This is a genomic window from Neorhizobium petrolearium (assembly GCF_029854435.1).
Taxonomy (GTDB): Bacteria; Pseudomonadota; Alphaproteobacteria; order Rhizobiales; family Rhizobiaceae; genus Neorhizobium; species Neorhizobium petrolearium.
Window position 1 is genome coordinate 2,694,262 of the sequence record NZ_CP123000.1, and the last position, 24,599, is coordinate 2,718,860.

A 24,599-nucleotide genomic window follows, 5' to 3' on the forward strand; every position below is an offset into this window, starting at 1 on the left:
TGTAACGTGAAGGGAAGAGCGCCATGACGAGTCAGGCAAACGATCCGGGACTATCCATAGCGGCGGGAAGCGGTCCCTCGGTGCGTCCCCTTATCGAGTGGCTTGCGCGGCGGGCGGAACCTGTGGCGATCGGGCTCTTGGCGATCCTGATCGGCCTGGCGCTCTTTTCGATCTTCATCCTGGTGATCGGCAAGTCGCCGGTCACCCTCTTCCGGCTCATGTACACGGGTGGCTTTGGAAGCTGGTTCTCGATCCAGAACAGTCTTTCGCGCGCCGCTCCCCTGCTCCTGACGGCGCTCTGCGTCGCCCTGCCCGCCCGGCTCGGCCTCGTCATCATCGGCGGTGAAGGTGCGGTAGTGCTTGGCGGCGTAGCGGCGGCAGCGGCAGCCCTGCCGTTGGTCGGCCTCGTTCCGCCGGTCGTGCTCTTCGTCTTCATGGGGCTTGCCGCCATGGCGATCGGCGGCATCTGGATCGGGCTTGCCGGCTTCCTGCGCCACTATCGCGGCGTCAACGAGACAATCTCCTCGTTGCTCCTGGCCTATATCGCAATCGCCCTGATGAACCAGTTCGTCGAAGGGCCGCTGCGCGATCCAGGCAGCCTGAACAAGCCGTCCACCAAACCGCTGCCGGCCGACTACATGATGGGCGACATTCCCGGCATGGACGTTCATTGGGGCCTCATCATCGGCATCCTCGCCTGTATCCTCTCCTGGGTCCTGATCGAGGCGACCAGCTACGGCTTCGCGGCCCGTATCGCCGGCGGCAATGTGCGGGCCGCGCAGATTCAAGGCTTGCCAGTCGGCAGGCTGATCACGGGCTTTACTGCAATAGCAGGCAGCTTCGCCGGACTTGCCGGGATGATGGAAGTGGCTGCCGTGCAGGGCAGCGCCAATGCCTCGCTGGCGGCCGGCTACGGTTATACAGGCATCCTCGTCGCCTTCCTCTCCCGCCACAATCCGCTGGCGATCATTCCGGTCGCCATCCTGCTCGGCGGCATCGAAGCCTCGGGCGGCCTCATCCAGCGGCGCATGGGCCTACCAGATGCCACTGTGCTGGTGCTGCAGGGCACGCTCTTCATCGTCATCCTCCTCTGCGAAACCTTCTATGGTCGCTTCAAGATCTTCAATCCCGACCTCTGGAAAAGGAGCCAGTGATGGAAGAGACAGGCATCGGCATATGGGGCGTGCCTCTCGCCATCTTCGCGGGCGCCATCCGCGTCTCCACCCCCTTCATCTTCGTCTCGCTCGGCGAAACCATCACCGAACGCTCCGGCCGCATCAATCTCGGGCTTGAAGGCACGCTCGTCTTCGGCGCCATGACCGCCTATGCGGTCGCGGTACTGACTGGTTCTCCCTGGCTCGGCGTGCTGGCGGCTATGGCGACCGGCTCGGTCTTCGGCCTGGTCCATGGCTGGATCTGCAAGTTCCCGAAGGTGAACGATATTGCGATCGGCATCGCCATGATGCAGTTCGGCCTCGGCGTGGCGTTTTTCCTGGGCAAGCCGTTCATCCAGCCGGCGGCTCCGAAACTTCCGTCCATCCCGCTCGGCGGCTGGTCCGGCATTCCGCAGGTGCAGGCAGCGCTCAACATCAATGTGCTCTTCTTCATCGGCGCGGCTCTGGCAGTGTTCCTCTTCTGGGCCTTCAAGAACACCCGCATCGGCCTCACCCTGCGGGTCGTCGGAGACAGCACCGATGCCGCCCGTGCCATGGGTCTCAGCCCGGATACGGTGCGCCTGCTGGCGACCGCCGTCGGCAGCTCATTGGCGGCGGTCGGCGGCGCCTATCTCTCGCTCTATTATCCGGGCTCCTGGAACGAGGGCATTTCCTCCGGGCAAGGGTTGATGGCCGTGGCGCTCGTGATCTTCGCCCGCTGGAACCCGATCGGCTGCTTCCTGGCCGCCCTGCTCTTCGGCGGCGCGGGCGCGCTCGGTCCGGCGCTGCAATCGGTCGGCGTCACTCAAGGCTACTACCTCTTCTATGCGGCGCCCTACGTGCTCACCCTCATCATCTTGATCATCACCTCCTCACCGACCCGCTCTCTGGCGGGCGCGCCTGGCGCACTGTCACTGACAAAATAATGGAGTTTTCCGATGAATGGCTTAGGCGGTCTCAACAAATCCGAACACGGCGTCGGCATCGGCCTCGTCCAGCTCCAGCTGCCGGTGATCGTCACCAAAGCGGATCTCGCCAGGCAGAGGCAGGTGATCGTCGATCTCGTCGGCAAAGCGCGGCGCAACCAGCCCGGCATGGACCTCGTCGTCTTTCCCGAATATGCGCTGCACGGGCTTTCCATGGACACCAATCCGGAAATCATGTGCACACTCGACGGACCGGAGGTTGCCGCTTTCAAGAAAGCCTGCAAGGACAATGCGATCTGGGGCTGCTTCTCGATCATGGAGCTGAATCCCGGCGGCATGCCCTACAATTCCGGCATCGTCATAGACGATCAGGGCGAACTGAAGCTCTATTACCGCAAGATGCACCCATGGGTGCCGGTCGAACCCTGGGAGCCGGGCGATCTCGGCATTCCGGTGATCGACGGACCGAAGGGCGCGAAACTCGCACTGATCATCTGCCATGACGGCATGTTCCCGGAAATGGCGCGCGAATGCGCCTACAAGGGAGCCGAGATCATGATCCGCACCGCCGGTTACACGGCGCCAATCCGCGAGGCCTGGCGCTTCACCAACCAGTCCAACGCCTTCTGCAATCTGATGGTGACGGCAAGTGTCTGCATGTGCGGTTCGGACGGCACGTTCGATTCGATGGGCGAAGGCATGATCTGCAATTTCGACGGCACGATCATCGCTCACGGCACGTCCGGCCGGGTGAACGAGATCGTCACCGCCGAAGTACGGCCGGACCTCGTTCGTGAAGCGCGGCTCGGCTGGGGCGTCGAGAACAACATCTACCAGTTCGGCCATCGCGGTTATGTGGCCGTTGCCGGCGGCGCGGGCGATGCGCCCTACAGCTACATGCACGATCTCGTCGCCGGGAAATACCGACTGCCCTGGGAGGCCGGGGTAAAGGTGACCGACGGCACCTCCTGCGGCTTCGACAAGCCGCTACGCCGTTACAGCAAAACCCACAAACCCGCTGCGGAATAGGAGACAGGACGATGGACGCAATGGTCGAAGCCAAAGGGCATTTTATCGACGCCGATCCCTATCCATGGCCCTATAATGGTGCGCTTCGCTCCGACAACACGGCCCTGATCATCATCGACATGCAGACGGATTTCTGCGGCAGGGGCGGTTATGTCGACCACATGGGCTATGACCTGTCGCTGGTGCAGGCGCCGATCGAGCCGATCAGAAAGGTCCTCTCCGCCATGCGGGCCAAGGGCTACCACATCATTCACACCCGCGAGGGCCACCGGCCGGATCTTGCCGACCTGCCGGCCAACAAGCGCTGGCGCTCGCAGCGCATCCACGCCGGTATCGGTGATCCCGGCCCCTGCGGCCGCATCCTGGTGCGCGGCGAGCCCGGCTGGGACATCATCCCCGAGCTCTATCCGATCGAGGGCGAGGCGATCATCGACAAGCCCGGCAAAGGCTCCTTCTGCGCCACCGATCTGGAACTCATCCTCAACCAGAAGCGGATCGAGAACATTATCCTCACCGGCATCACCACCGACGTCTGCGTCTCGACCACGATGCGCGAGGCGAACGACCGCGGCTTCGAATGCCTGCTGCTGGAAGACTGCTGCGGTGCGACCGACTACGGCAACCACCTAGCCGCCATCAAGATGGTGAAGATGCAGGGCGGCGTGTTCGGTTCCGTCTCCAATTCGGCAAAACTCATCGAGGCGCTGCCATGAACACCGTCGTCCGTGATACGCCCCTCCCTCAGACCGGCAGGGCGGTCGGCATCGAAACGCTTGGCATGACCATGCGCTTCGGCTCGTTCACCGCGCTCGACAATGTCTCGATCAGCGTGCCGGCCGGTTCGTTCCATGCGCTACTCGGTGAAAACGGCGCTGGCAAGTCGACGCTCGTCAAATGCATCATGGGCTTCTACCATGCAACCTCAGGCTCGCTGTCGGTCGATGGCCGCGAAGTTGCGATCACCTCGCCTAAGGATGCCGCGACCTACGGGCTCGGTATGGTCTATCAGCATTTCACGTTGGTCCCGTCGCTGACCGGCGCGGAAAACCTCGTCATCAGCCGCGCCGAAGTGCCGGCCGTGATCAATTGGGCAAAGGAACGGAAGGATCTGGCAGCCTTCATGGAGCGCATGCCGTTCAAGATCCCGCTCGACCGGCCGGTGAGCGAACTCGCCGCCGGCGAAAAGCAGAAGCTGGAAATCGTCAAGCAGCTCTATCTCGGCCGCTCGCTCCTCGTGCTCGATGAGCCGACCTCGGTGCTGACACCCGCGGAAGCCGACGAGATGCTGGGGCTTGTGCGCGGCATGACGAAGCGCGGCGAACTGACCGTATTGATGATCTCCCACAAGTTCCACGAAGTGACGAAATTCACCGACGCGGTCTCGATCCTCAGGCGCGGCAAGCTGGTCGGCACCGGCAGGATCGGCGAGCTTTCCACCGCCGACATGGCGGCGATGATGATCGGCGACGTCAAGCTCGCCGAGCTCGACAGCCGCCGCCCCGTATCGGAAGCAGCGAAACCAGTATTGAAGGTCAGCCAGGTCAAGGCGCCGGACCGCTCGGGTCTGAAGACGATCGAAATCGCGGACCTGGCGGTCCGCTCCGGCGAGATCGTAGGCATAGCCGGCATTTCCGGGAATGGCCAGAAAGAGCTCACGGAAATTCTTGCCGGACAGCGGCCGACCGATACGGGCCGCATCGCCGTCAACGGTGAGACCTATGGCGCCACTCGTCCGGAAACCCGCAAGAACAACGTCCGTTTCATTCCGGAAGAGCCGCTGCAGAACGCCTGCGCGCCAAAAATGACGGTGAGCGAGAACCTCGCCTTCCGCACCTTTGACCTCAAGCCGAATGGCAGGGACGCGATCTGGCTTTCCAGGGGCGCAATGAAAAAGCGGGCGGCCGCGCTCATTTCGGATTTCAAGGTGAAGACGGCCTCCTCGTCGTCGCCGATTGCTGCCCTTTCCGGCGGCAATGTGCAGCGCGCCGTACTCGCCCGCGAGCTGACCGGCGACGTCGATCTGCTGATCGTCTCCAACCCCTGTTTCGGCCTCGACTTTTCCGCCGTGGCGGAGATCCGTGCACGCATCATGAAAGCCCGCAATTCCGGCACGGCCGTGCTGCTGCTTTCCGAAGATCTCGACGAACTGCTCGAAATGTCGGACCGCATCATGGTCATCTCGGAGGGTAAACTGGTTTACGAAACACCGGCCCTCGGGGCGGATGTCGGCATCATCGGCGCACATATGGCGGGGCATCACTGATGGGCGACATCAAGGCGGAACCCTTCGCCTTCCCGGCGATATCGGAAGCACTGGCGCTGATCGTCATCGACATGCAGCGGGATTTCGCAGAACCCGGCGGCTTCGGCGCCAGCCTCGGCAACGATGTCAGCCGCATCATGAAGATCGTGCCGGACGTCAAACGCCTGATTGAAGGCTTTCGAGCCGCCGGTCTGCCGGTCATCCACACGATGGAGTGCCACAGGCCTGACCTCTCCGATCTGCCGCCCGCAAAACGGGACCGCGGCAACCCCTCGCTCCGGATCGGTGACGAAGGCCCGATGGGCCGCATTTTGATCTCCGGCGAGCGAGGCACCGAAATCCTGTCGGAACTTGCGCCAATCGATGGCGAAGTGGTGATCGAAAAGCCCGGCAAGGGCGCCTTCTATGCCACGGAGCTCGGCGACGTGCTGAAGGCAAAGGGCATCAGGCAGCTCGTCTTTGCCGGCGTGACGACGGAAGTCTGCGTCCAGACGACGATGCGCGAGGCGAACGACCGGGGGTACGAATGCCTGCTCGCCGAGGAAGCGACGGAGAGTTACTTTCCCGAATTCAAGGAGGCCGCCATGGCCATGATCCGCGCCCAGGGCGCGATCGTCGGCTGGACGGCCCATGTGGACGATATTCTGGAAGGGATCTCGCCGAAAAGGATCGGACATGCCTGAAACGACGCGGGAACTGCTGACCCCAGGGGGCTGGAAGAAACTTGACTTCGGTCCCTTCCGTAAAGGTGTGACAATCCATTGGATTTGCCCTTTCGAGGGCAATCAGCCGGGCGTGGCACTGCTGAAGTACGAAGCCGGCGCCTCCGTGCCGCGCCATCGGCATGAAGGGCTCGAAACCATCCTGGTGCTCGACGGCGTGCAATCCGACGAGGCCGGCGACTACGGCTACGGCAGCTACATCGTCAACGCGCCAGGCAGCGAACATTCGGTCTGGAGCGATACCGGCTGCGTCGTGCTGATCCAGTGGGACCGGCCCGTGAAAATACTCGAAGAGGAAATGGCATGCCCCCGCTAACGACACCGGCTTTCGATATCGCCTCGCTGCACGCGTTCTACAGGGATGGCGGCAGCGTCGCCGACATTGTCGAGGGTGTCTTCGCCCGCATCGCGGAGGTGAACGATCCCGGCATATTCATCCATCTGGCGCAGAAGGACGCGGTCCTTGCGGAAGCGGCCAAACTTGGCGGTTTCGATCTGGAAAAACCGCTCTTCGGCATTCCCTTCGCGTTAAAGGACAATATCGACGTCGCCGGCATGCCGACCACCGCTGCGTGCCCCGACTATGCCTATCTGCCGGAAAAGGATGCGACCGTCGTCCGGCTGCTGAAGCAAGCGGGCGCGCTCGTCATCGGCAAGACCAATCTCGACCAGTTCGCCACCGGCCTCGTAGGTGTCCGCTCGCCCTACCCGATCCCGAAGAATGCCATCGATCCCGGCCTGGTCCCCGGCGGTTCGTCCTCCGGCTCGGCGGTGGCGACGGCCCAAGGCATCGTCAGCTTCGCGCTTGGCACGGATACCGCCGGTTCGGGCCGCATTCCCGCCGGTCTCAACAACATCGTCGGCTTGAAGCCAAGCGTCGGTGTACTCTCCACCACCGGCGTCATTCCCGCCTGCCGTACACTGGATTGCGTCTCGATCTTCGCACTGACGGTGGACGATGCCTGGAAGGTCTTCTCTGTTGCATCGAAATATGACGAGACCGACGCCTATTCGAAATCCATCCCCGCCACGGGCTACGGCCCAACACCGCCGATGCTGACGATCGGCGTGCCGGCCAAGACAGACCTGCAATTCTTCGGCGATACAGTAATGGAGGCCGCCTATTTCGATGCACTTTCGACACTAGCGAGGCTCGGCCACAATTTGGTCGAAGTATCGTTCGGCGATTTCTATAAGGTCGCAAACCTGCTTTATGAAGGCGCATGGGTGGCGGAGCGTTATGCGGCAATCAGGCCGTTCTTCGATGAGAAGGAGGCCAGCTTCCATCCGGTGACGCGCAAGATCTACGGTGGCGCCAAGACACTCTCGGCCGCCGACGCCTTCAATGGCTTCTATGCCCTGCAGGAGCTGAAAAAGAAGATCGAACCGCTGGTCGCCTCGGTCGATCTGTTCTGTGTTCCGACTGCTCCGACGCATTACACCCTTGCCGATCTGGAAGCGGAACCGATCCGGGAGAACTCCCGCCTCGGCACCTATACGAACTTCGTCAACCTGCTCGATATGTGTGGCATCTCCGTACCGGCCGGCACCCGCGCCGACCGCCTGCCGGCCAGCGTCACGCTTCTGGCTCCCTCCGGCCGCGACGGGCTGACTGCCTCGCTCGCCCGCGATCTCCATCGGGCGAGCGGCTTGACGCTCGGCGCTACCGGCTGGCCGCTACCCGCAGCGGCGGAAATCATCTCGGCACCCGAAGACGACCAGTTGATCGATATTGTCGTGATCGGCGCACATCTTTCCGGCATGCCACTAAACCATCAACTCACCAGGCTCGATGGCAAATTCTCCCGCGTCGCACGGACATCGGCAGCTTACAGGCTCTATGCACTGGCGGACACCGCGCCGCCGAAACCCGGCATGATCCGCGTAGAGGAAGGCGAAGGCGGCGAGATCGAAGTGGAAGTCTGGAAGCTGACGCCGGCGGCTTTCGGGCTGTTCGTTGCGGCCATCCCCGGCCCGCTGAGTATCGGCACAGTGACACTGTCGGATGGAACTTCGGCCAAGGGTTTCCTCGCCGAGCCGCTCGGGCTTAAGAATGCTCTCGACATCACCGCCTTTGGCGGATGGAAAGCATATTGTAAGAACCTGGCCTTCACGACCCGTTGAACTCCCGGGCGAAGATGCCAGCTTTCATCGAGCATCCTCGATGTCGCGCTTGGGCGGAGCGACACGCGTTTCCGTTTCACTTCGATCGGTATGACGGTTTGAGTGGCGATGCGCTGCCTCCGCATGCAATATCCGCGTGAACCGTGTAGCCGGAGCCATACACAACCCCGCTATAGTCGAAGCAGAAGCGCTTTGGCAGCACTCGGAAGAGGTATCTCTTGCCGCAGACGGCTGGTACATCAATCGCATAATCTCGCATGGCGATGGCTGGTGAGGGATCAGTCCACTTCCTGTGTCCTGCAAACGACGCGTTCTTCAAGACGATGGCCGAACCGGATACGCCGACCTCTCCGCGCGTGGTGGTAAACTGACTTCCTCTCGCTGCAGGCACTGGTGGAAACTCAAAATCGAAAGGCAGGCGCGCATCCGGGGGCAGATCGGTTACAATTACAGCGACGTTGAAGCGAACGTCGTCACGTGTTGGCACCTCTCCATAACCGTTCCAGTATCGCCATTTCAAGCGAAGCGCCGGGCGCTCGCGGTCTTGCGGCTGCCAGTTCACCTCCGTCGTGAAATCCTTCGCGTCGAACCCGTCACCGTCTTTGCCAGGAGCAGGGCAAGCGGTGTAAAGCGACCGATAGCCACATTCTTCCCCTCCTGCATCCCAAAGGCACTGGCTCAAGCGGTTCCAGTCCTCATCGCTGATTTCCGGCGACAGTGTTGACAGCTCGCCCTCGTTGGCCGGAGGCATCCATGGGTAAAGCTTGCCTGTTCCTGAGCGGAGGCCCCAATCAGTACGGTGGTTCTTGACGTTGGTGAGAAGCACCTTCTGCTCGAACAAGGCGTCCAGCTGTCCTGGAGTAGGACGAGCGATCATCGGCATTTTCCCCGCCGCGTCCGCAGCAAAACGGCGACCGGTCTCCAATGTCGTAAGGCTATGGCAGGATGTGCATGGATGCCCTGGAAAACCCACCGCTTTCGCCCGCGTCATCTCGAACGCACGTCCGGCAGTGTAGCCGGAGCCGATAACCCGAAAAGGTGCCTCGGCCCTGGCGGTGCGTCGCGGAAGAAATTTACCTGGTGCAAATGCCGCAGCCCTGCCGTCTGCATCGCCAGGCGCGTACGCGATCCTGGCCTGCTTGACATGCGGATCTATGACATAGGGCTTCTTGTTGTCGTGGCACGCATGACAGTCGACCTTAAATGTCTTGTCGTAAAGTTCCCGAGCGCTAGCACGACCGGCTACATCCGAGTAGGACTGCCCTCCTGGAGGAACAAAAGGCGTCGACCAATCGAAGGTGTCCCGATCTTTTCTTCCATCGATGAACGCGATCTCTCCCGTCAGATCGTTGAAGCCGATTGCACCGTAGAGCGCGAATCTGGGATCGGTGGACCTCCAATAATCGATATTGTCTACTTCCAGACTGCTTGAAGACTTCCTGCACAGGAACGTCCACGAGACGTGATCAAGGCTTACACGAGCCAGCCGAGAGTTCATGGCACAGTAGGCTGACGCCGCCAGCGAGGGCTTGTCACACTTTGGCAGGCTTGTCGTTCTTCTGACCAGATTGCCGTCGACATCCCTGTGTTCGAACTCCAGGGGAAATCCGGGCTTGCTCAGATTCGGTGCCAGATCCACGCTGTTGCCATCAACCTCCAGGATCAGACGCCTTGAATCCGGGGCATTGCAGTCGCCTGGCGGAATGGGCCCAAACACCGCTCTGGCTTCGTCCCCAAATTTCGTGATCGGGTCCTGGCTAACCGCGGCCGGCTCCCAAAGGATGTCGGCATTCCATGCTTCGACAATCTCGCCAAAGCGCCGATTGTCTTCGAGCGCAAAGACACTGGTTCCGATCTCGTCGCCCACCGATGCGGGCGTCGCGGGGCTTCCTGTCCCGACGAGAACAAAAAACAGGCCGGCGATTGTTACTGGAGCGCGGCGTGTCGTAGGCGAGGGTCGGCCATGGGTTGCGGCCGATGCCGGCTTCATCTCGCTCGTATCCTGATGCCCGTGTCGTCTGTGATCACCTTCAGAATCCTGATCTTCCAGATCCCTTGGATCTGTCGAAGCGTGGCGATCAGGTTTGCCGTGTAGTCGACTTGCGGGCTGCTGATGTTCAGAGATTGTATGAAGACAACGACAGATACGATTACATCGATGTCGCCATCCGCTTTCTTGCCCATCAAGGCGTTCGTAAACGATCTGCGAGCCAGTGCATGCCCCACATCTAGCCTTGCAAACACGCTGCCAAAATGACTTGAGATGCCCTTCAAGAGCGCGGCGCGTTCCTGAGCAGAGTCCGAATCGAGGCCGCAAAGATAGTATTCCGCGTCTTCGGTAAAGACCTGCGCAAGCATTGCGGAATCTCTATTGTCCATTGCCCATGCATATCGGGCCAGAGTATCCATGACAGCATTACGCTCCTCGATGGTTACTGGCCGATAGCTTGAACCCACGCCTGAGAATTCTGCCCAAATTTTCTCATCCTGGGTTGGACATTCCTGCGCCAGGAGAACCTGAGGCGCAATGATCGCGATAAAGGTCGCGAATGTCGCGACTTTGACTAACTCCCACATTCGAACACCTCTTCCATAGCGTCTATCGATTGCAGATTTGAAAAGCTGCGAGTTCAGATGATAATCTGCCGTGCGATGATCGTGTGCTGCGTCAGTATAATGGCGGCCGAGCGTGCGAAGTGTTCTGCGCTCGTTATAGACTGGGCATGCCGGGCCTACTTCTTGGATATCTCAATTTACTAATGTAGCCTGAGGCTATCTAGAGCGCAATTAAGTTAGCAACCTTCATCCCTATGAAGGAGGCACTGTGAGCGACATTGAAAAATGGCTGACCGCTGTGGGACTAGCGCAACTTGCGCAGAAGTTCGCTCGCGCCCAGATCGATCTCGACAGCCTGAGGTTGCTCAACGACAGAGATTTGCGCGAGTTGCGAATCCCGATTGGCCCGAGGCGGAAGCTGGTGGCGGCTATTGCAGCAATGGAGCAGCCGGGCGATGCGAAAGCGCAACGCAGTCCGCCAGAGCGCCGCCAGGTGACCATTCTGTTTTGCGACATGGTGGGATCGACAGAATATGCGGCGCGGCTTGATCCGGAAGATTTCAGTGATCTGACACAGAGCTACCTTACCCGCTGCGGCGGTCTTGCCAGATCGCATGGCGGCTTCGTCGCCAACTACGCTGGCGATGCCCTCCAGGTTCTGTTCGGCTATCCAATCGCGGAAGAGAATGATGGGGAGCGCGCTCTCGATCTTGCGTTCGAACTGTTGCTGGCAGTTCCTCGGATCGAGGTCCCTGACCAAACGCCGCTGAACATTCGGATTGGGATCGCCAGCGGACTGGTCGTCATGGGCGACGTCGAGGGGGCACCGCCTGGTTTGCCCACCGTGGCTTTCGGACCGGTACCCAATCTCGCACAGCGACTACAAGTGCTGGCGCCTCCGCAGACGATCCTCGTCGATCAGAGCACATACGCATCGGCCCGTCGCGCCTACGAATTTCAGGATCTTGGCGCTACAGTTGTGAAGGGCTTTGCCGAGCCGATCCACATCTGGCGTGCCAGCAAAGCCCTGCCGAGCAGCGACAGATTTAGCAAAGCCCGGATTACGCGACTGATCGGGCGAAGGAGCGAAATCGAGCAGGTTCTTGCCCTTTGGAGGCTGATCACCAAGCAAGGTGTCGCGCGCTGGCTGCTGATCTGCGGAGAACCTGGAATTGGGAAATCAAGGCTCCTATTCGAAGTCGCCAAGAGAATACAGGCAAGAAAAACGTTAATTGCGCAGTGTTCCGCCGCTTACAGCAACAGCGCCCTTTTCCCTTTCCTGCAACTGCTCAGACAAGAATCCGGTATCACCAATGCGCTGCCGCCAGCCGATGCCGCGAGAAGGCTCGAAACCGCCCTCGTGACGAGCGGCGTTCCATTGTCAGTCTCGTTTCCGATATTTGCCAGGCTGCTCTTCCTCGAGCAAATGGACTATCCGCCCTCCGAACTCACATCGAGCGAGCAGCAGTCGATCGTAAGCCAGGTCTTTGTGGATTGGCTCCGCCACATGACGCTGCAAGGTCCGCTCTTGCTGGCCATCGAGGACGCGCAGTGGATTGACCCCTCTTCAAGCAACCTCCTGGATGGGCTTTTCAAGGCCCGCGATTTTCCTGCGCTTGTTCTGATAACCTCGCGTAACGACGTGGTGAGGTTCGGGGACCGGCGACCGGCCATAGATTGCCTGAAACTCGGACGCCTCAGCCGCGAAGAAACCGGTGCGCTCATCGAAAGCGCCACCCAAGGGATCAAGCTCGCATCGGCGGTAACCCAATCGCTGCTCAGGAAGGCGGAGGGGGTGCCGCTATACGTGGAAGAGCTTGCAAGATCTGCTGCGGAGTTAACAGCCTTTGGCGCCCCTGCGAACGCAAGCGACACTCCCATCGAGGTTCCCAACAATCTTCAGTCCGCCCTGCTCGCGAGACTCGACAAACTTGGGCAGGGAAAGACAATCGCACAGGTTGCCGCGGTCATCGGGCGCGAATTTGACATGAGGATGCTGTCACGAGTTGCCAATGTACCTGTGGACGCGCTGAAGCTGCAACTGGAACGTTTGACCGAGGTTGGCCTGATATCACCGCAGCCCTTCGCCGATTGGCCGAGATACGCATTCACACATGTATTGTTGCAGGAGGCTGCCTGCGGAGCGCTGCTCCGCGAGAAGCGGCGACTACTCCACGCGCGGGTCGCCCAGACAATCGAAGAAACGGAGCCAAGCACCGCCATTGAACATCCGGAGGTACTGGCGCAGCATTTATATGAGGCGGGGCAATTCGAGCGCGCCGCCGATCAGTGGCTGCATGCAGGACTGAAACTCGGGCAGACGTGGGCGAAAGTTGAAGCTGCAAACATGTTTGCCAAAGGGCTGGCTTGTCTGCAAAAGCTGCCGCCGTCCAGCGATCGAGACCGCAGGGAACTGCGATTGGAGCTAGAACGCGGCGATGTGTTGTATGCAACATACGGGTACGTCACGCGCGAGGGAAGCGCTGCCTACCGCAATGTGATGCGGCTTAGCGAGGCATTGGGTGACGCGGAGGCCGCTATCCGAGCATTGGATGGTTTATTCGGCACCGCATTTAATTCTGCCCGCTTCAATGACGCCGAATGGGCAAGCAATCAGCTAGTCGACATAGGGCGAAACCGGCAAAACATCAGAGCCCTTGTTCTGGGCATGCAGTTTCTGGGCATGTGTGCATTCTCACGGGGGCGGTTCGATGAGGCCCGGCCATATCTGGAGCAAGCACTGGCATATCAAGCGGCCGCCGAAGAGATAGGAAGCGACTTCCCCAGCATGTCTATGATCTATCTCTCTTGGACACTGCAGCTTCTTGGCGAGGGAAAGGAAGCCTTGGCGCTCTTCCAGCAGGCCGAAGCGCAGGCACGTCAGCAAACCGACTACCGACTTGCGGCATGTCTCGGCAACGGCTGTATCCTCATGGCCCTTCGTCATGATGCGACAATGCTCGAACCGATGATCAACGAACTGATACCGTTGGCGAGAAAGAATGGATTTCAGCTCTGGCTGAACATGGCGACGTTCTTTCAGGGTTGGATGCTCGTGGTAACTCGCCAGGATGCATCCGGCCTCGATCAAATGCGGCACATCTGCGACAACATGGGCGAGCAGGAGATCGACAAAACCTGTTATCTAGGTGTCCTTGCCGAAACCTATCTTAGATTGGGTCGGATTGCGGAAGCGTCAGATACGGTGCAACGGGCTCTCGCTCTCGCAAAGAAAACGGGCGAGCGATACTATTTCGCCGAACTGTTGCGCTTAAGGGACGAGTTAAAGCTAAGAGATACTTCTTGAACCTCGGTAACCTATTTTGGCCGATACGGACATTCTTGTCTGCCTGCAACTTCCGCCGCCGCCGGAGACCAAGGTTGTACTGGATAACCGACCTCTTCGCCGCAGTGCCGCACTAACGGCAATTCTCACCAGCCTACCTGAATTTGCGCCCCGCGCGACATCGAACAGCTCATAAATCATCTCGACAACTGGCTGGTAGTCGATGATGCCCGGATCTGTGCGACTTGACAGGTTGCGCCTCGCCCGTGCCAAGGATAGCAGTACGGACTTCAGTGAGACATGATGGCCGCGGGGTAATGCAATATCCGGCCTCCTGTTACAATCGAAACTGCTCAGGAGGAGACGCGATGTCCGTTGTCATTCGCTTGCTGGAGCCCCGAGATTCTCTCATCTCAAGCTTGGCCACGGTTATGCAGGAGATGCAGGACCACTACCAGGTACCCAGCCCTGCCTATCCGGAAATAGTCGCCGGCATCGAGGGACGGCCGCCTGGGGCGGAAATCCTGATCGCAGCTGAAAACGACGCTCTTGTCGGCTTCGCGGCTTTTTCCGGAATCTATCCTGGCCCGTACCTGCGGCCCGGCCTGTTCCTGAAGGAACTTTATGTCGGCAACCGGCATAGAGGTAAGGGCTATGGTCGCCTCCTCATGCAGGCCCTGGCCAGCGTAGCCCGCGATCGGGGACTTTCCCGTATTGACTGGACGGCGGATCCGGAAAACCTCAGACTCCTGTCCTTCTACGACGATATCGGCGGCAGCCGGAAACCGGACAAGCTGTTCTATCGCTTGGATAAATCGGCCCTTGATCGCCTAGCGGATGCGATGGGTGAAGCTGCAGAGCAATGACGCGGACAACTTAGTCCTGCATATCCTCGGCGATCGCACTTAACCATTTTTCGAAGATGCACATGGATTCGCTCGAGGCGATGTTCTCGGGCCGCGCGAACCAGTAACCGTAGTCGCTTCGATAGGCGAATCCATGCGGATTGACGAACCGGCCGGCGGCGAGGTCTTCGAGGATCAGGCCGCGGGGGATGAGCGCCATCCCCTGCCCCGCGAGTGCCGCTCGAATGACCATGGTATAATAACCAAACCTTGTCGTATGCCGCACTTCAAGCCCCGGATGGCCGGAGCTTGCCGCAAAATGGCGCCAATGCAGCGGCGTCTGGGGATGCTCCAGCATGACGCCGCTCGCCAGTTCCTCGATAGTTTGCGGATGCCCAACCTGTTGCCAGTAGGACGGCGCGCTCACGAGCAGGACGTCGCGACCAAAAAGGTAGCGGGTGTGTTCGCCCGGCAAGGGTTGGGTGAGAAAACGGAATATGCCGTCAGGGACTTCCGACTGTGTCGGCGACACGAAGGTCGTGAACTGCACCTCGATTTCGGGATGAGCTGCGGTAAATCCGGCAAAACGCGGCAGGAGCCAGCGATCGCCAAAGATCGGCGGCACTTGCAGGCGCAGGACGCGAGGGCCGGGCTTCAGCCGCGCAACCCTGAGCGCCGCATCCTCCATCGCCTTCAGCGCCGTGCGCGCATGCTCGATATAGATGGTCCCCACCTCCGTCGGAACCATGCCGCGCGGTGTCCGGACGAAAGCCGGACTGCCGATCAGCCTCTCGAGCGATAACAGCTGTTTGCTGACTGCGCTTTGCGTAAGGTTCGTGCTGTCTGCGGCAGCACTGGTCGAACCGCGCTCCGCAACCGCCAGCAGGACCCTCAGCGCCGTCGTTGAAGGCAGTTGCCGCCCCGAAGTCATTCCTGTCTCCACGCCATGTCTGCCCGCGCTGTATTCCGTCCTCACAAGGGAAATCCGTCCAAGGATCACAGTAGGCCGAATGGCATATTGGAGCTAGTCGCTTTCGTCATAGGGACCACGAAATAACTTCGCTTGTTCAACAAAGGAGCACGTGCAAGCCTTGCCAAAAGTTTAGACAAACAGGGGAAGATGAATGGCTGAACCCACGCAGCTCTGGGGCGGACGCTTCAAATCCGGACCATCCGAAGCCTTGGCGAATCTGTCTCGGGCACCTGCCTCCTATTTCCGTCTCTACCGCGAAGACATTGCAGGGTCGCGAGCCCATGCCTCCGAGCTGAAGCGGGCCGGCGTTCTGGACGAAAGCGAATTTGCCGCGATCCGCAAGGCGCTCGACGATATCGAAACGGACGTTACCGCAGGACGCGAAACACCGATCCCGGGGGATGAGGACGTTCACACGTTCCTCGAACGTCTCCTCATGGCACGCCTCGGCACGCTCGGTGGCAAGCTTAGGGCCGGCCGCTCGCGCAACGATCAAACGGCCAACAACACCCGCCTCTACCTGCGTCGGATGGCGCGCGAGTTGAGCGCCGGCATCATCGCTGTCGAAGAGGCGATCCGAAAGCAGGCGATACTGCACACCGAAACGGTGATGCCCGGCTTCACCCACCTGCAGCCGGCGCAGCCCGTCGTGCTCGGCCATCACCTGATGGCGCATGCCCAGTCGCTGCTTCGGGACCTGCAGCGCTTCATCGATTTTGACCGCCGCTTCGACCGGTCGCCGCTCGGCGCGGCAGCGCTTGCCGGCTCCGGCATTGCCTGCCACCCTGACCTGTCCGCCATTGAACTCGGCTATTCGGCAGCCTGCGAGAACTCGATCGATGCGGTCGCCTCGCGCGACGTCGTGGCGGAATTCCTGTTCATCTGTTCGCTCGTCGCGGTCGATCTCTCGCGGCTCGCCGAGGAAATCTGCATCTGGAGCTCCAAACAGTTCAGCTGGGTGCGCCTGCACGATTCCTATTCGACCGGCTCATCCATCATGCCGCAGAAGAAGAACCCCGATATCGCCGAACTCACGCGCGGCATGTCGGGGACGCTGATCGGCAACATCGCGGGTTTCCTGGCAACGATGAAGGCTATGCCGCTTGCCTACAATCGCGACCTCGCGGAAGACAAGCGGGCCCTCTTCGAGACCATCGACGTCCTGCAACTCATCCTGCCGGCCTTTGCCGGAATGGTCGAAACGCTGGACTTCCAGGTGGACAGGCTGAAGCAGGAAGCGCCTCGCGGCTTCACGCTGGCAACCGAAGTTGCAGACTGGCTTGTCGGACAGAACGTCCCGTTCGCCGAGGCGCACGAGATCACCGGCGCCGTGGTTCGCTATTGTGAAGAGCGCGGCCACGATCTCTCCGGCCTGACTGCGGAAGACCTTCCGAACATCGATCCGCGGCTGACGCCTGATATGCTGAAAGCCATCACGCTCGAACATGCACTCGCCAGCCGGACCGGCTACGGCTCGACCGCACCGCAACGCGTGCGGGAGCAGATCGACCGTTTCTCCGAGACGCTCGAAACCTGCCGCGCCTTCGCCGCCGCATCGACCGCCGCATCGCCGTCTCCGCGTGGCGACAAGGCGGGAAAGGAGCAGGTCGCCCGATGAACGCCACGACGATCAGGACCACAGGCGATATTGGCAAATACGAGATTGCCCATCTCACGCTGGTACCCAAACGGCACATCGGCCGAACCGTCACAGCCGCCGTGGTGCTGCTGCTTTTCGCAGCCCTCGTCCGCGCCTTCAGCGTCGGCCAGATCGAATGGAGCTATGTGCGCGACTTCCTGTTCGCGCCGACCATCATCGCCGGTCTCGGCAACACGCTGCTGATGACCGTCGCCGCCATGACACTCGGCATCGTGCTTGGCGTCGTCATCGCCATCATGCGTATTTCCGGCAATCCGGTGCTGTCCTCGATTGCGGTCGGTTATGTGTGGGTTTTTCGCGGAGCACCGGCACTTCTGCAGCTGATGCTGTGGTTCAACCTTGCACTGATCTTCCCGACCATGGGCATTCCCGGCCTCTTCGAATTCCGGACCGTCGACATCATGACGCCCTTCGTATCCGCCATGCTGGGGCTCGGAATCTCGCAGGGCGCCTACACATCCGAAGTCGTCCGGAGCGGACTTCTCTCCGTCGACAGCGGCCAGTATGAAGCCGCGCGCTCAATCGGCATGACCCACATGAAGATGCTGCGCCGCATCGTGCTGCCGCAAGCCATGCGCGTGATGATCCCGCCGATCGGCAACGAAGTCATCGGCATGGTCAAGCTGACGTCGCTTGCCAGCGTCATCCAGTATTCCGAAATCCTGCATAACGCGCAGATCATCTATTTCGCCAATACCCGCGTGCTCGAACTGCTGCTTGTTGCGAGCTTCTGGTATCTGTTCGTCGTCTCCATTCTTTCGGTCGGCCAATACTATATCGAGCGCTACTTCGGTCGCGGCATCAAATCGATCCGGTCTTCGGTCTGATGAAGGAGGATCACATGAGCAACGACATCATCGTCAAGGCCGTCGACGTCACCAAGCATTTCGGAAACTTTCTGGCTCTCGACAAGGTCAATCTCGAGGTAACGCGCGGCGAGGTGAGCTGCATCATCGGCCCTTCGGGCTCCGGCAAGAGCACCCTCCTGCGCTGCATCAACCTGCTGGAGCGCCTGGACGGCGGCGCGATCTGGGTCAACAACGAACTGGTCGGCTACCGCCGCGAGGGCGACCGGCTACATGAAATCTCCGATGTGGAGATCTCGCAGCAGCGCCGCCGCATCGGCATGGTCTTCCAGCGCTTCAACCTCTTCCCGCACATGACGGCGCTCGAAAACATCGTCGAAGGTCCAGTCCAGGTCCTTGGCGAGCCAGCCAGGCAAGCCCGCGAGCGAGCAGAAACGCTGCTCGAACGCGTCGGCCTCGCGGACAAGAAGGACCACTACCCCTCGGAGCTTTCCGGCGGACAGCAGCAACGGGTGGCGATCGCGCGGGCCATGGGCATGCAGCCCGACCTTATCCTCTTCGACGAACCGACATCCGCCCTCGATCCGGAACTCGTCTCGGAAGTGCTGGACGTGATGCGCGACCTCGCATCCTCCGGCATGACGATGATCGTGGTCACCCACGAAATGGGCTTCGCCCGCAACGTCGCCAACACCGTGACCTTCATGGAAGCCGGCAAGGTGGTCGAAACAGGATTGGCATCGGAGGTTCTCAGCACTCCGAAAAGCGCCAGAACGGCAGAATTCATCAAGGCCGTTCAAAGCTGAGGCAAGCAGCGACGGCATAATCGGCCGTCGTCCCAGATGAGACCAGCAAGGGGAACTTCATGAACAAACATTTCGTCATACTCGCCGTGGCAGGCCTCGCCGCCACATCCGCGATCGCCGCGGAACTGCCTGAGCGCGTCAAGTCCGCCGGCAAGGTCGTGGTCGCCAACCAGCCCAACTACCCGCCGATGGAATATCGCGATCCGGCGACCAACGAACTCAAGGGCGTCGACATCGACCTCGGCGTGGCGCTGGCCAAGCAACTCGGCGTCAAGGTGGAATGGTCGGACATCGGCTTCGAACAGATGATTTCCTCGCTGACGACCGGCCGCGTCGACCTCATCCACTCCGGCATGAGCGACCTGCCGAAGCGCCGCGACACGCTCGACTTCGTCGATTATATGAAGTCCGGCGCCCAGTTCTACACTGCCGCCGCGCGCAAGGACGAGTTCAAGTCGCCGGCCGACCTCTGCGGCAAAACCGTCGGCATGAGCCGCCGCACATCCTTCCCGGATGAAACCGCAAAATGGAGCGCCGCCAACTGCGAAGCAGCCGGCAAGCCGGCAATCAAGGTCGTCGGCACCGAAGGTTCCGCCGACGCCCGTGCCCAGCTCAAGCAGGGCCGCGTCGACGCTGCCGTCCAGGGTTCCGAAACCCTGCCCTATCTGATGACGCTGGAGAAAGACACTTACGCGCTTGTCGGCGAGCCCTTCACCGCCGTCTATCAGGGTATCGGCTTTGCCAAGAAGGACAGCGAACTACGCGACGCCTATGCCGCAGCATTGAAGGCGCTGATGGACAACGGCGAATACAAGAAGATCTTCGCCGCCCATGGCCTCGAAGGCACGATGCTCGACGGCATCTATGTCAACGGCGAAGCCGCGAAGTAATGATGACGAGGCTCCGGCATCAAGCCGGAGCCTTCCTTCTCCGGGGCGGCGGCCGACGCAGAACCGATCCCTGATCTGCGAAAGATTATGCGAGTTTATTCAGGAATATAGACCATGTCTTTCATGTCGGACATGAGGCCTATCGACCGGCTGGCCCAGTTTATCTCGATGCTGCAGTTCGAAGATCTGCCGCGCGACGTGGTCGAAAAAACCAAGACCCATCTCGCCGATACGCTTGCGGCGGCACTTGCGGGCACCCGCTCGAAAGAATTCCGAACTGCAAGTCGCGTTGCCAATGCACCTGGGACCGCACTCGTCTGGGGCACCGACCGCAAGCTCAATGCCCGCGATGCGGCTCTCGTCAACGGCGTTGCCGCCCACGCCTTCGAACTCGACGATTCCGGTGGCTGCGACCATTCCGGCGCGGTCGTCGTTCCAGCCGTCTTCGCGGCGATGAGCGAGGCGGCGCGGCCGGTGAGCGGCAGACAACTGATTGCAGCCGTCGTTGCCGGCTACGATGCCGGCAGGCGCATACTGGAGGCCGCTGGCGGCTACGACGCCCATAACAGCCTCGGCTGGCATTCGACCGCGACATGCGGCACGTTTGCGGCAGCCGCCGCGGCGGCTCGTATTTTCAACCTCGATCCTTCCGCGACCCGTGATGCGATCACGCTTTCGACGAGTTTTTCCTCCGGCCTCTGGGCGTTCATCCATGACGGTTCGCAGGCCAAGAAAATCCATGCGGGCCGTGCGGCCGAGGGCGGACTTCTGGCTGCCAAGCTGGCCGCGGACGGATTTGCGGGCCCCTCGCAGGTCTTCGACGACGTCTGGGGCGGTTTCTTCCGAACCTTCAACAAGGCGGCCTGCGAACCGGAGAAACTGACCGAGGCGCTCGGCGAGAATTTCAAGGTCCGCCGCGCCGTGCTCAAGCCCTATGCGTCCTGCCGCGGCGCTCACTCGGCCATCGACGCGTTGAACGACATGCTTGCCGAAAGCGGGCGAGCGGCGGGCGATATCAAACAGATCGAGCTTGCCATGAGCGCCATGCTGATGGGCATGTGCGGCGCCAAGGAAAACGGTGCGATGGCGCCAACCCAGATGAGCCTTCCCTATGCCCTTGCCGCACGCTGCGTCCACGGCAGCGCCGGGCTGGAAGCCTATGCGCAGGAGCGTCGGGCTGACCCGCGCATTGCCGCCATGATGAAGCGCATGCAGCTTTCCGTCGATGACACGATGCATCCCATGGACGAGCCCGTCGTGACGCTCGCATTTGCGGATGGAGCGCGGATGTCGCGCATGGTGCCTCGCGCGACCGGATCGGCGGAACGACCAATGTCTTCCGAGGACGTCGCCGCCAAGTTCCATGTGCTTGCCACGATGCGCATAACGCCCGGTTCAGCCGAGAAGCTATGGCAAGCTATTCGCGCCCTCGATACGCTGGATGATGCCAGCGCCCTTCTTCCCCTCCTCGCCGGCAATGCCGACCAACGCACGCTTTTCCTCTAAGGAGACAGGATGAGTTACGATCTCTCTCCGCGGCCTCTCAACCCGGCTCCCAAAGCTCCGCCGATGATCTGGCCGAACGGTGCCCGAAGCGCGCTTTTCATCGGGTTCGACGTCGATGCGGAGACCGCCTGGATCGGCAACAATCCATCGAATGTCGACCGCATGGTGACAACCTCCCATGGCGGCTACGACGCACGCGTCGGCATCGCCAAAATCCTCCAGTTGATGGACGAACTGTCGCTCAAGGCAACCTTCTTCACGCCCGGCTGGACGGCGCTTGCCCATCAGGCCGCCTGCGAGGACATCCTGAAGGGCGGCCACGAGATCGGCCATCACGGCTACCTGCACAAGATGCCGGATCGCGAACGCCTTGATGAAACCTTCGAGGAGATCGACCGCGGCTTCGACGCACTGAAGACCGCACTCGGCGTCCGCCCGGTCGGCTACAGGGCGCCGTCGGGCGAAAATTTCCCCGAACTGCTCGCCTACCTTGCCAAGAGCGGCGTGCGTTACTCCAGTTCCTTCCGCGACGATATTCTGCCCTATCGGCATGCCGGCCAAGGCGATCAGGAGGGCCTCGTCGAAATCCCGGTGAATTTCGCTTTCGACGACTGGAACTTCGGCATGTCGAGCCGGACGAGCCCGCGGCCGATCTTCGGCCGGGATGCCGTCCTGTCGTTGTGGATCGACGAGTTCGAAGCCACCCATGCCTGGGGTGGCGTGACGACGATGGTGCTCCATCCGCAGGTTTCCGGCCGCCCGATGCGCTGGCATCTGCTGCGCGACTTCCTCCTCCATGCTCGGCAGAAATCCGACGTCTGGATCGCGACAGGCCGGGAGATCGCTGACCATTTCGAGACGCTGGAAGAGCGGCATCGTCGTTCTACGATGGCAACTGTGGGAAGAACCGCTGGCCCTGAATGATGGGTGGCCTCTCTTCTTTCGCCTACGGGCCTGCGCCTGGCGACGGCGACTTGCCATGGCTATCCAGCATGCCGGCGATCGCCACTGACGGTGCCGAAAACGGCGTCGCCGCGTCGACGGCGAACCGCATGTCGTCGCGCTCGAACAAGGCGACACAAATCTCCCCCGAGTCGTGACGCGACTGATACGAGATACCATCCGGACCGTCCGGATGCGCCCAGAGCGAATCGGCCCGCAGGCCGCACGGCGTATAAGGGCCGGTCGAGATCGCAGGTCGCAAGTTGTTCAAACGACCTATACCCGGACCAGACCACCCGATCTATTTCGGAAAGCCGTAACGTTCGGTGATGTCCCAGAACATGCGATTGATCCTGACGAGAGAATTGATGCTTTCCTGTATTCGACCGATTTCCGCTCCGTCGAGTTCCTCTATCTTTCCGTATTTGATTTCATCCCGGCTTTCGAAGATCCGCATTGATTGCGTAATGCTGCGACCACTGTCGGGATCGAAAGAATAGATGCAGTGATTGTATTTGTTGCGAAGTTTTGCCTCGTCTGACAGACGGCGGGTGGCATCGAGGACTTCTCGGCGGCAGGTCGCCGGCGTCTTCTTCATTTTGGTCAGACGCTCGACGAGATCGATACGCGCCCGGGTCGTATTCAAAGTCAGGAAAATGACGATCGCCGTTTCCTTATCCACATTGGCAAGGCCGGCAATCATGTGAATGAGCAGGCTTTCGGTATTGGTCCAGGTATAGTTCAACTGCCCGATCAGGAGCAGGATCGCCTGAAGCCTGCTATTCGTTATCTGAGCGTTTGCCGCCGCCTTGGCGACGGTTGGGATCGTGTGCATTGCCAGCGGTATCCTTGCGTCTTTGCTCAAAATACAGAGCGACGACCTCAGTCCTGTTGTGTAAGCCGAGCTTGGTGATGATGTTGTGAATATGAATTTTGACCGTATGTTCGGACAGGCCGAGGGTGGCGGCAATGATCTTGTTTTGATTGCCCATCGCTATCCTGGCCAGGATCTCCCTCTCGCGCTTTGTCAGCCTGTCAAGCATTCGAACAGGGGAAACGCTGGAAATCTGCTGCCGGAACTGGGTTTCGGAGCCATCGCGGCTTTTTTCCAAAGGCGCGTCCTGCTGCGAGAGAGGAAATCTCGAAGGGAAATATCGACCGCCCTTCAATATGATGCGGAGGATCGACAGAAAAACATCCAGATTGACGTTGAACGGCACGATACCCTGGATGATGTCCGTGCCCTGCATTCCGAACTCACTTGAAGTGATATCGTCGCCGTTGCCGATGAGCGCAAGACTGACATTATGATGAAGCCTTGCGAGTTTCGGCCAATGCTCGCGGAGGGCCGGAGCAAATACGGTATCCGCCAGCACAAGCTGAACCGAGATATCGAGCTCTATTAGAGCGGACTGCAGATCGGAGACTGTTTTCACCGAGAGCCAGGGAAATTCACTCTCTATAGCGGCAATCATTGCGGTGGATATCGTCCCGGGTGCGCAGATGAAAAGCAGTGTCCGGGCAGCATTCATCGTCGACAAAGAACCTGTCAGATCCACGCCGGCATGTTGCGAAACAGTATGCGAAACTTGCATGAGGAAATTCCCTCCCGTTTGTCGGGCGCATGTGCGAAACGCACTTCTCGCCTCTTTTTCCGGGAGACGGTAAACCAGGACCAGAGGGTTGGGAATAGACCGAATAAGCTATAAAATAGATCGAATTGATGATGCGTTACAGCCAAAAAGCTTATTTGCGCCGGAACAAAACATGAATTTATGATCTCTTTTGCGTTTTGCAAAAAATCTGCTCGTTCGCAGGGAGAAATACCGAAGCCAGACCTTACGTCTTCTTGGTCATGTCCCCTACACCTATTTGATTATCCTACGCCGCCGGTCAGCCAGCCGCGCTAGATCGATATATTACCTTATCTCTTCTACCCAATCGCGCCACAGTATGCGCCGTCCGAAGCGTTTGAAGAACGGACGCTGCTTCATGGACGCGATGTCGCGAGTACGCGGTCAAGCGAGCGCCCGCTCAAGGCCTTTCGGGAGGACCGGGGAGAATAGAGGAGGAGACGAAAAACAGACATCATGGACAAAGAGCCGGCTGAT

General features: G+C 60.2%; 22 protein-coding genes. 16 read left to right on the plus strand and 6 right to left on the minus strand.

The features are described from left to right. The first annotated feature begins 23 nt into the window (after positions 1-23). From QEO92_RS13515 to atzF, 8 genes are read left to right on the plus strand one after another with little or no spacing between them, the layout of a single operon-like run. Positions 24-1,154 (plus strand): ABC transporter permease, encoded by a 1,131-nt coding sequence (locus tag QEO92_RS13515; RefSeq protein ID WP_227703397.1) that lies wholly within the window; start codon positions 24-26, stop codon positions 1,152-1,154. Beyond that, positions 1,154-2,080, plus strand: coding sequence for an ABC transporter permease (locus tag QEO92_RS13520; RefSeq protein ID WP_227703398.1), 927 nt, complete (start codon positions 1,154-1,156; stop codon positions 2,078-2,080). Before QEO92_RS13515 ends, QEO92_RS13520 begins: the two co-directional genes overlap by 1 nt. A gap of 12 nt (positions 2,081-2,092) precedes the next feature. After that, a complete protein-coding gene (locus QEO92_RS13525) occupies positions 2,093-3,109 on the plus strand; it encodes a formamidase (protein ID WP_227703399.1) in 1,017 nt (338 codons plus the stop codon). A gap of 11 nt (positions 3,110-3,120) precedes the next feature. Then, complete coding sequence (gene biuH / locus QEO92_RS13530; RefSeq protein ID WP_227703400.1) at positions 3,121-3,822, plus strand: biuret amidohydrolase; 702 nt, start codon at positions 3,121-3,123, stop codon at positions 3,820-3,822. After that, complete coding sequence (locus tag QEO92_RS13535; RefSeq protein ID WP_227703401.1) at positions 3,819-5,372, plus strand: ABC transporter ATP-binding protein; 1,554 nt, start codon at positions 3,819-3,821, stop codon at positions 5,370-5,372. The genes biuH and QEO92_RS13535 overlap by 4 nt, the downstream gene beginning before the upstream one ends. After that, complete coding sequence (locus QEO92_RS13540) at positions 5,372-6,055, plus strand: cysteine hydrolase family protein (RefSeq protein ID WP_227703402.1); 684 nt, start codon at positions 5,372-5,374, stop codon at positions 6,053-6,055. Before QEO92_RS13535 ends, QEO92_RS13540 begins: the two co-directional genes overlap by 1 nt. Continuing rightward, positions 6,048-6,410, plus strand: a complete 363-nt coding sequence (locus tag QEO92_RS13545) for a cupin domain-containing protein (protein ID WP_227703403.1) — start codon at positions 6,048-6,050, stop codon at positions 6,408-6,410. The genes QEO92_RS13540 and QEO92_RS13545 overlap by 8 nt, the downstream gene beginning before the upstream one ends. Next, the gene (gene atzF, locus QEO92_RS13550; RefSeq protein ID WP_227703404.1) at positions 6,398-8,218 is read left to right on the plus strand and encodes an allophanate hydrolase; all 1,821 of its coding nucleotides are present in this window, start codon (positions 6,398-6,400) and stop codon (positions 8,216-8,218) included. The genes QEO92_RS13545 and atzF overlap by 13 nt, the downstream gene beginning before the upstream one ends. 76 nt (positions 8,219-8,294) lie before the next feature. On the opposite strand, the gene QEO92_RS13555 is transcribed toward atzF, so the two are convergent. Together QEO92_RS13555 and QEO92_RS13560 are read right to left on the minus strand one after the other, a co-directional pair. Further along, positions 8,295-10,208 carry a hypothetical protein gene (locus QEO92_RS13555; protein WP_227703405.1) on the minus strand — a complete coding sequence of 638 codons (1,914 nt, stop codon included), beginning with the start codon at positions 10,206-10,208 and terminating at the stop codon, positions 8,295-8,297. Next, complete coding sequence (locus QEO92_RS13560; protein WP_227703406.1) at positions 10,205-10,795, minus strand: nuclear transport factor 2 family protein; 591 nt, start codon at positions 10,793-10,795, stop codon at positions 10,205-10,207. Before QEO92_RS13560 ends, QEO92_RS13555 begins: the two co-directional genes overlap by 4 nt. 247 nt (positions 10,796-11,042) lie before the next feature. Between QEO92_RS13560 and QEO92_RS13565 the strand changes: the two genes are divergently transcribed. Then, positions 11,043-14,081 carry an AAA family ATPase gene (locus QEO92_RS13565; protein WP_227703407.1) on the plus strand — a complete coding sequence of 1,013 codons (3,039 nt, stop codon included), beginning with the start codon at positions 11,043-11,045 and terminating at the stop codon, positions 14,079-14,081. Between the two features lie 347 nt (positions 14,082-14,428). Beyond that, positions 14,429-14,926 carry a GNAT family N-acetyltransferase gene (locus QEO92_RS13570; RefSeq protein ID WP_227703408.1) on the plus strand — a complete coding sequence of 166 codons (498 nt, stop codon included), beginning with the start codon at positions 14,429-14,431 and terminating at the stop codon, positions 14,924-14,926. 10 nt (positions 14,927-14,936) lie between these two features. On the opposite strand, the gene QEO92_RS13575 is transcribed toward QEO92_RS13570, so the two are convergent. Then, positions 14,937-15,836, minus strand: a complete 900-nt coding sequence (locus QEO92_RS13575; protein WP_227703409.1) for a LysR substrate-binding domain-containing protein — start codon at positions 15,834-15,836, stop codon at positions 14,937-14,939. A gap of 193 nt (positions 15,837-16,029) precedes the next feature. On the opposite strand from QEO92_RS13575, the gene argH reads away from it, so the two are divergent. From argH to QEO92_RS13605, 6 genes are all read left to right on the plus strand, one after another. Beyond that, a complete protein-coding gene (gene argH / locus QEO92_RS13580; RefSeq protein WP_227703410.1) occupies positions 16,030-17,496 on the plus strand; it encodes an argininosuccinate lyase in 1,467 nt (488 codons plus the stop codon). Further along, entirely contained in the window at positions 17,493-18,365 is an 873-nt protein-coding gene (locus tag QEO92_RS13585; RefSeq protein WP_227703411.1) for an amino acid ABC transporter permease, read from the plus strand. Before argH ends, QEO92_RS13585 begins: the two co-directional genes overlap by 4 nt. A 14-nt stretch (positions 18,366-18,379) precedes the next feature. After that, the gene (locus QEO92_RS13590; RefSeq protein WP_037148305.1) at positions 18,380-19,150 is read left to right on the plus strand and encodes an amino acid ABC transporter ATP-binding protein; all 771 of its coding nucleotides are present in this window, start codon (positions 18,380-18,382) and stop codon (positions 19,148-19,150) included. A gap of 59 nt (positions 19,151-19,209) precedes the next feature. Beyond that, entirely contained in the window at positions 19,210-20,040 is an 831-nt protein-coding gene (locus QEO92_RS13595; protein ID WP_227703412.1) for an ABC transporter substrate-binding protein, read from the plus strand. Positions 20,041-20,154: 114 nt separating this feature from the next. Next, complete coding sequence (locus QEO92_RS13600; RefSeq protein WP_227703413.1) at positions 20,155-21,546, plus strand: MmgE/PrpD family protein; 1,392 nt, start codon at positions 20,155-20,157, stop codon at positions 21,544-21,546. 9 nt (positions 21,547-21,555) lie between these two features. Further along, complete coding sequence (locus QEO92_RS13605) at positions 21,556-22,470, plus strand: polysaccharide deacetylase family protein (protein WP_227703414.1); 915 nt, start codon at positions 21,556-21,558, stop codon at positions 22,468-22,470. A 22-nt stretch (positions 22,471-22,492) separates the two neighbouring features. Here QEO92_RS13605 and QEO92_RS13610 read toward each other — a convergent pair whose 3' ends face one another. Genes QEO92_RS13610 through QEO92_RS13620 form a run of 3 tightly spaced genes read right to left on the minus strand, consistent with a single transcriptional unit; the run spans position 22,493 to position 24,083 of the window. After that, positions 22,493-22,759, minus strand: coding sequence for an RES family NAD+ phosphorylase (locus QEO92_RS13610; protein ID WP_227703415.1), 267 nt, complete (start codon positions 22,757-22,759; stop codon positions 22,493-22,495). 30 nt (positions 22,760-22,789) lie between these two features. Beyond that, positions 22,790-23,323: a hypothetical protein gene (locus QEO92_RS13615; RefSeq protein ID WP_227703416.1), complete on the minus strand. Its 534-nt coding sequence runs from the start codon at positions 23,321-23,323 to the stop codon at positions 22,790-22,792. Then, positions 23,268-24,083, minus strand: coding sequence for a response regulator transcription factor (locus QEO92_RS13620; RefSeq protein ID WP_227703417.1), 816 nt, complete (start codon positions 24,081-24,083; stop codon positions 23,268-23,270). The genes QEO92_RS13615 and QEO92_RS13620 overlap by 56 nt, the downstream gene beginning before the upstream one ends. Positions 24,084-24,599 lie beyond the last annotated feature (516 nt).

Bases quoted from the DNA above. Each gene is read 5' to 3' on its own strand.
- QEO92_RS13615 (WP_227703416.1), bottom strand. From the start codon at position 23,323: ATGCACACGATCCCAACCGTCGCCAAGGCGGCGGCAAACGCTCAGATA.
- QEO92_RS13595 (WP_227703412.1), top strand. From the start codon at position 19,210: ATGAACAAACATTTCGTCATACTCGCCGTGGCAGGCCTCGCCGCCACA.
- QEO92_RS13535 (WP_227703401.1), top strand. From the start codon at position 3,819: ATGAACACCGTCGTCCGTGATACGCCCCTCCCTCAGACCGGCAGGGCG.
- QEO92_RS13570 (WP_227703408.1), top strand. From the start codon at position 14,429: ATGTCCGTTGTCATTCGCTTGCTGGAGCCCCGAGATTCTCTCATCTCA.
- QEO92_RS13520 (WP_227703398.1), top strand. From the start codon at position 1,154: ATGGAAGAGACAGGCATCGGCATATGGGGCGTGCCTCTCGCCATCTTC.
- argH (WP_227703410.1), top strand. From the start codon at position 16,030: ATGGCTGAACCCACGCAGCTCTGGGGCGGACGCTTCAAATCCGGACCA.
- biuH (WP_227703400.1), top strand. From the start codon at position 3,121: ATGGACGCAATGGTCGAAGCCAAAGGGCATTTTATCGACGCCGATCCC.
- QEO92_RS13540 (WP_227703402.1), top strand. From the start codon at position 5,372: ATGGGCGACATCAAGGCGGAACCCTTCGCCTTCCCGGCGATATCGGAA.
- QEO92_RS13620 (WP_227703417.1), bottom strand. From the start codon at position 24,083: ATGCAAGTTTCGCATACTGTTTCGCAACATGCCGGCGTGGATCTGACA.
- QEO92_RS13525 (WP_227703399.1), top strand. From the start codon at position 2,093: ATGAATGGCTTAGGCGGTCTCAACAAATCCGAACACGGCGTCGGCATC.
- QEO92_RS13605 (WP_227703414.1), top strand. From the start codon at position 21,556: ATGAGTTACGATCTCTCTCCGCGGCCTCTCAACCCGGCTCCCAAAGCT.
- QEO92_RS13600 (WP_227703413.1), top strand. From the start codon at position 20,155: ATGTCTTTCATGTCGGACATGAGGCCTATCGACCGGCTGGCCCAGTTT.
- QEO92_RS13555 (WP_227703405.1), bottom strand. From the start codon at position 10,208: ATGAAGCCGGCATCGGCCGCAACCCATGGCCGACCCTCGCCTACGACA.
- QEO92_RS13575 (WP_227703409.1), bottom strand. From the start codon at position 15,836: ATGACTTCGGGGCGGCAACTGCCTTCAACGACGGCGCTGAGGGTCCTG.
- atzF (WP_227703404.1), top strand. From the start codon at position 6,398: ATGCCCCCGCTAACGACACCGGCTTTCGATATCGCCTCGCTGCACGCG.
- QEO92_RS13590 (WP_037148305.1), top strand. From the start codon at position 18,380: ATGAGCAACGACATCATCGTCAAGGCCGTCGACGTCACCAAGCATTTC.
- QEO92_RS13585 (WP_227703411.1), top strand. From the start codon at position 17,493: ATGAACGCCACGACGATCAGGACCACAGGCGATATTGGCAAATACGAG.
- QEO92_RS13515 (WP_227703397.1), top strand. From the start codon at position 24: ATGACGAGTCAGGCAAACGATCCGGGACTATCCATAGCGGCGGGAAGC.
- QEO92_RS13560 (WP_227703406.1), bottom strand. From the start codon at position 10,795: ATGTGGGAGTTAGTCAAAGTCGCGACATTCGCGACCTTTATCGCGATC.
- QEO92_RS13545 (WP_227703403.1), top strand. From the start codon at position 6,048: ATGCCTGAAACGACGCGGGAACTGCTGACCCCAGGGGGCTGGAAGAAA.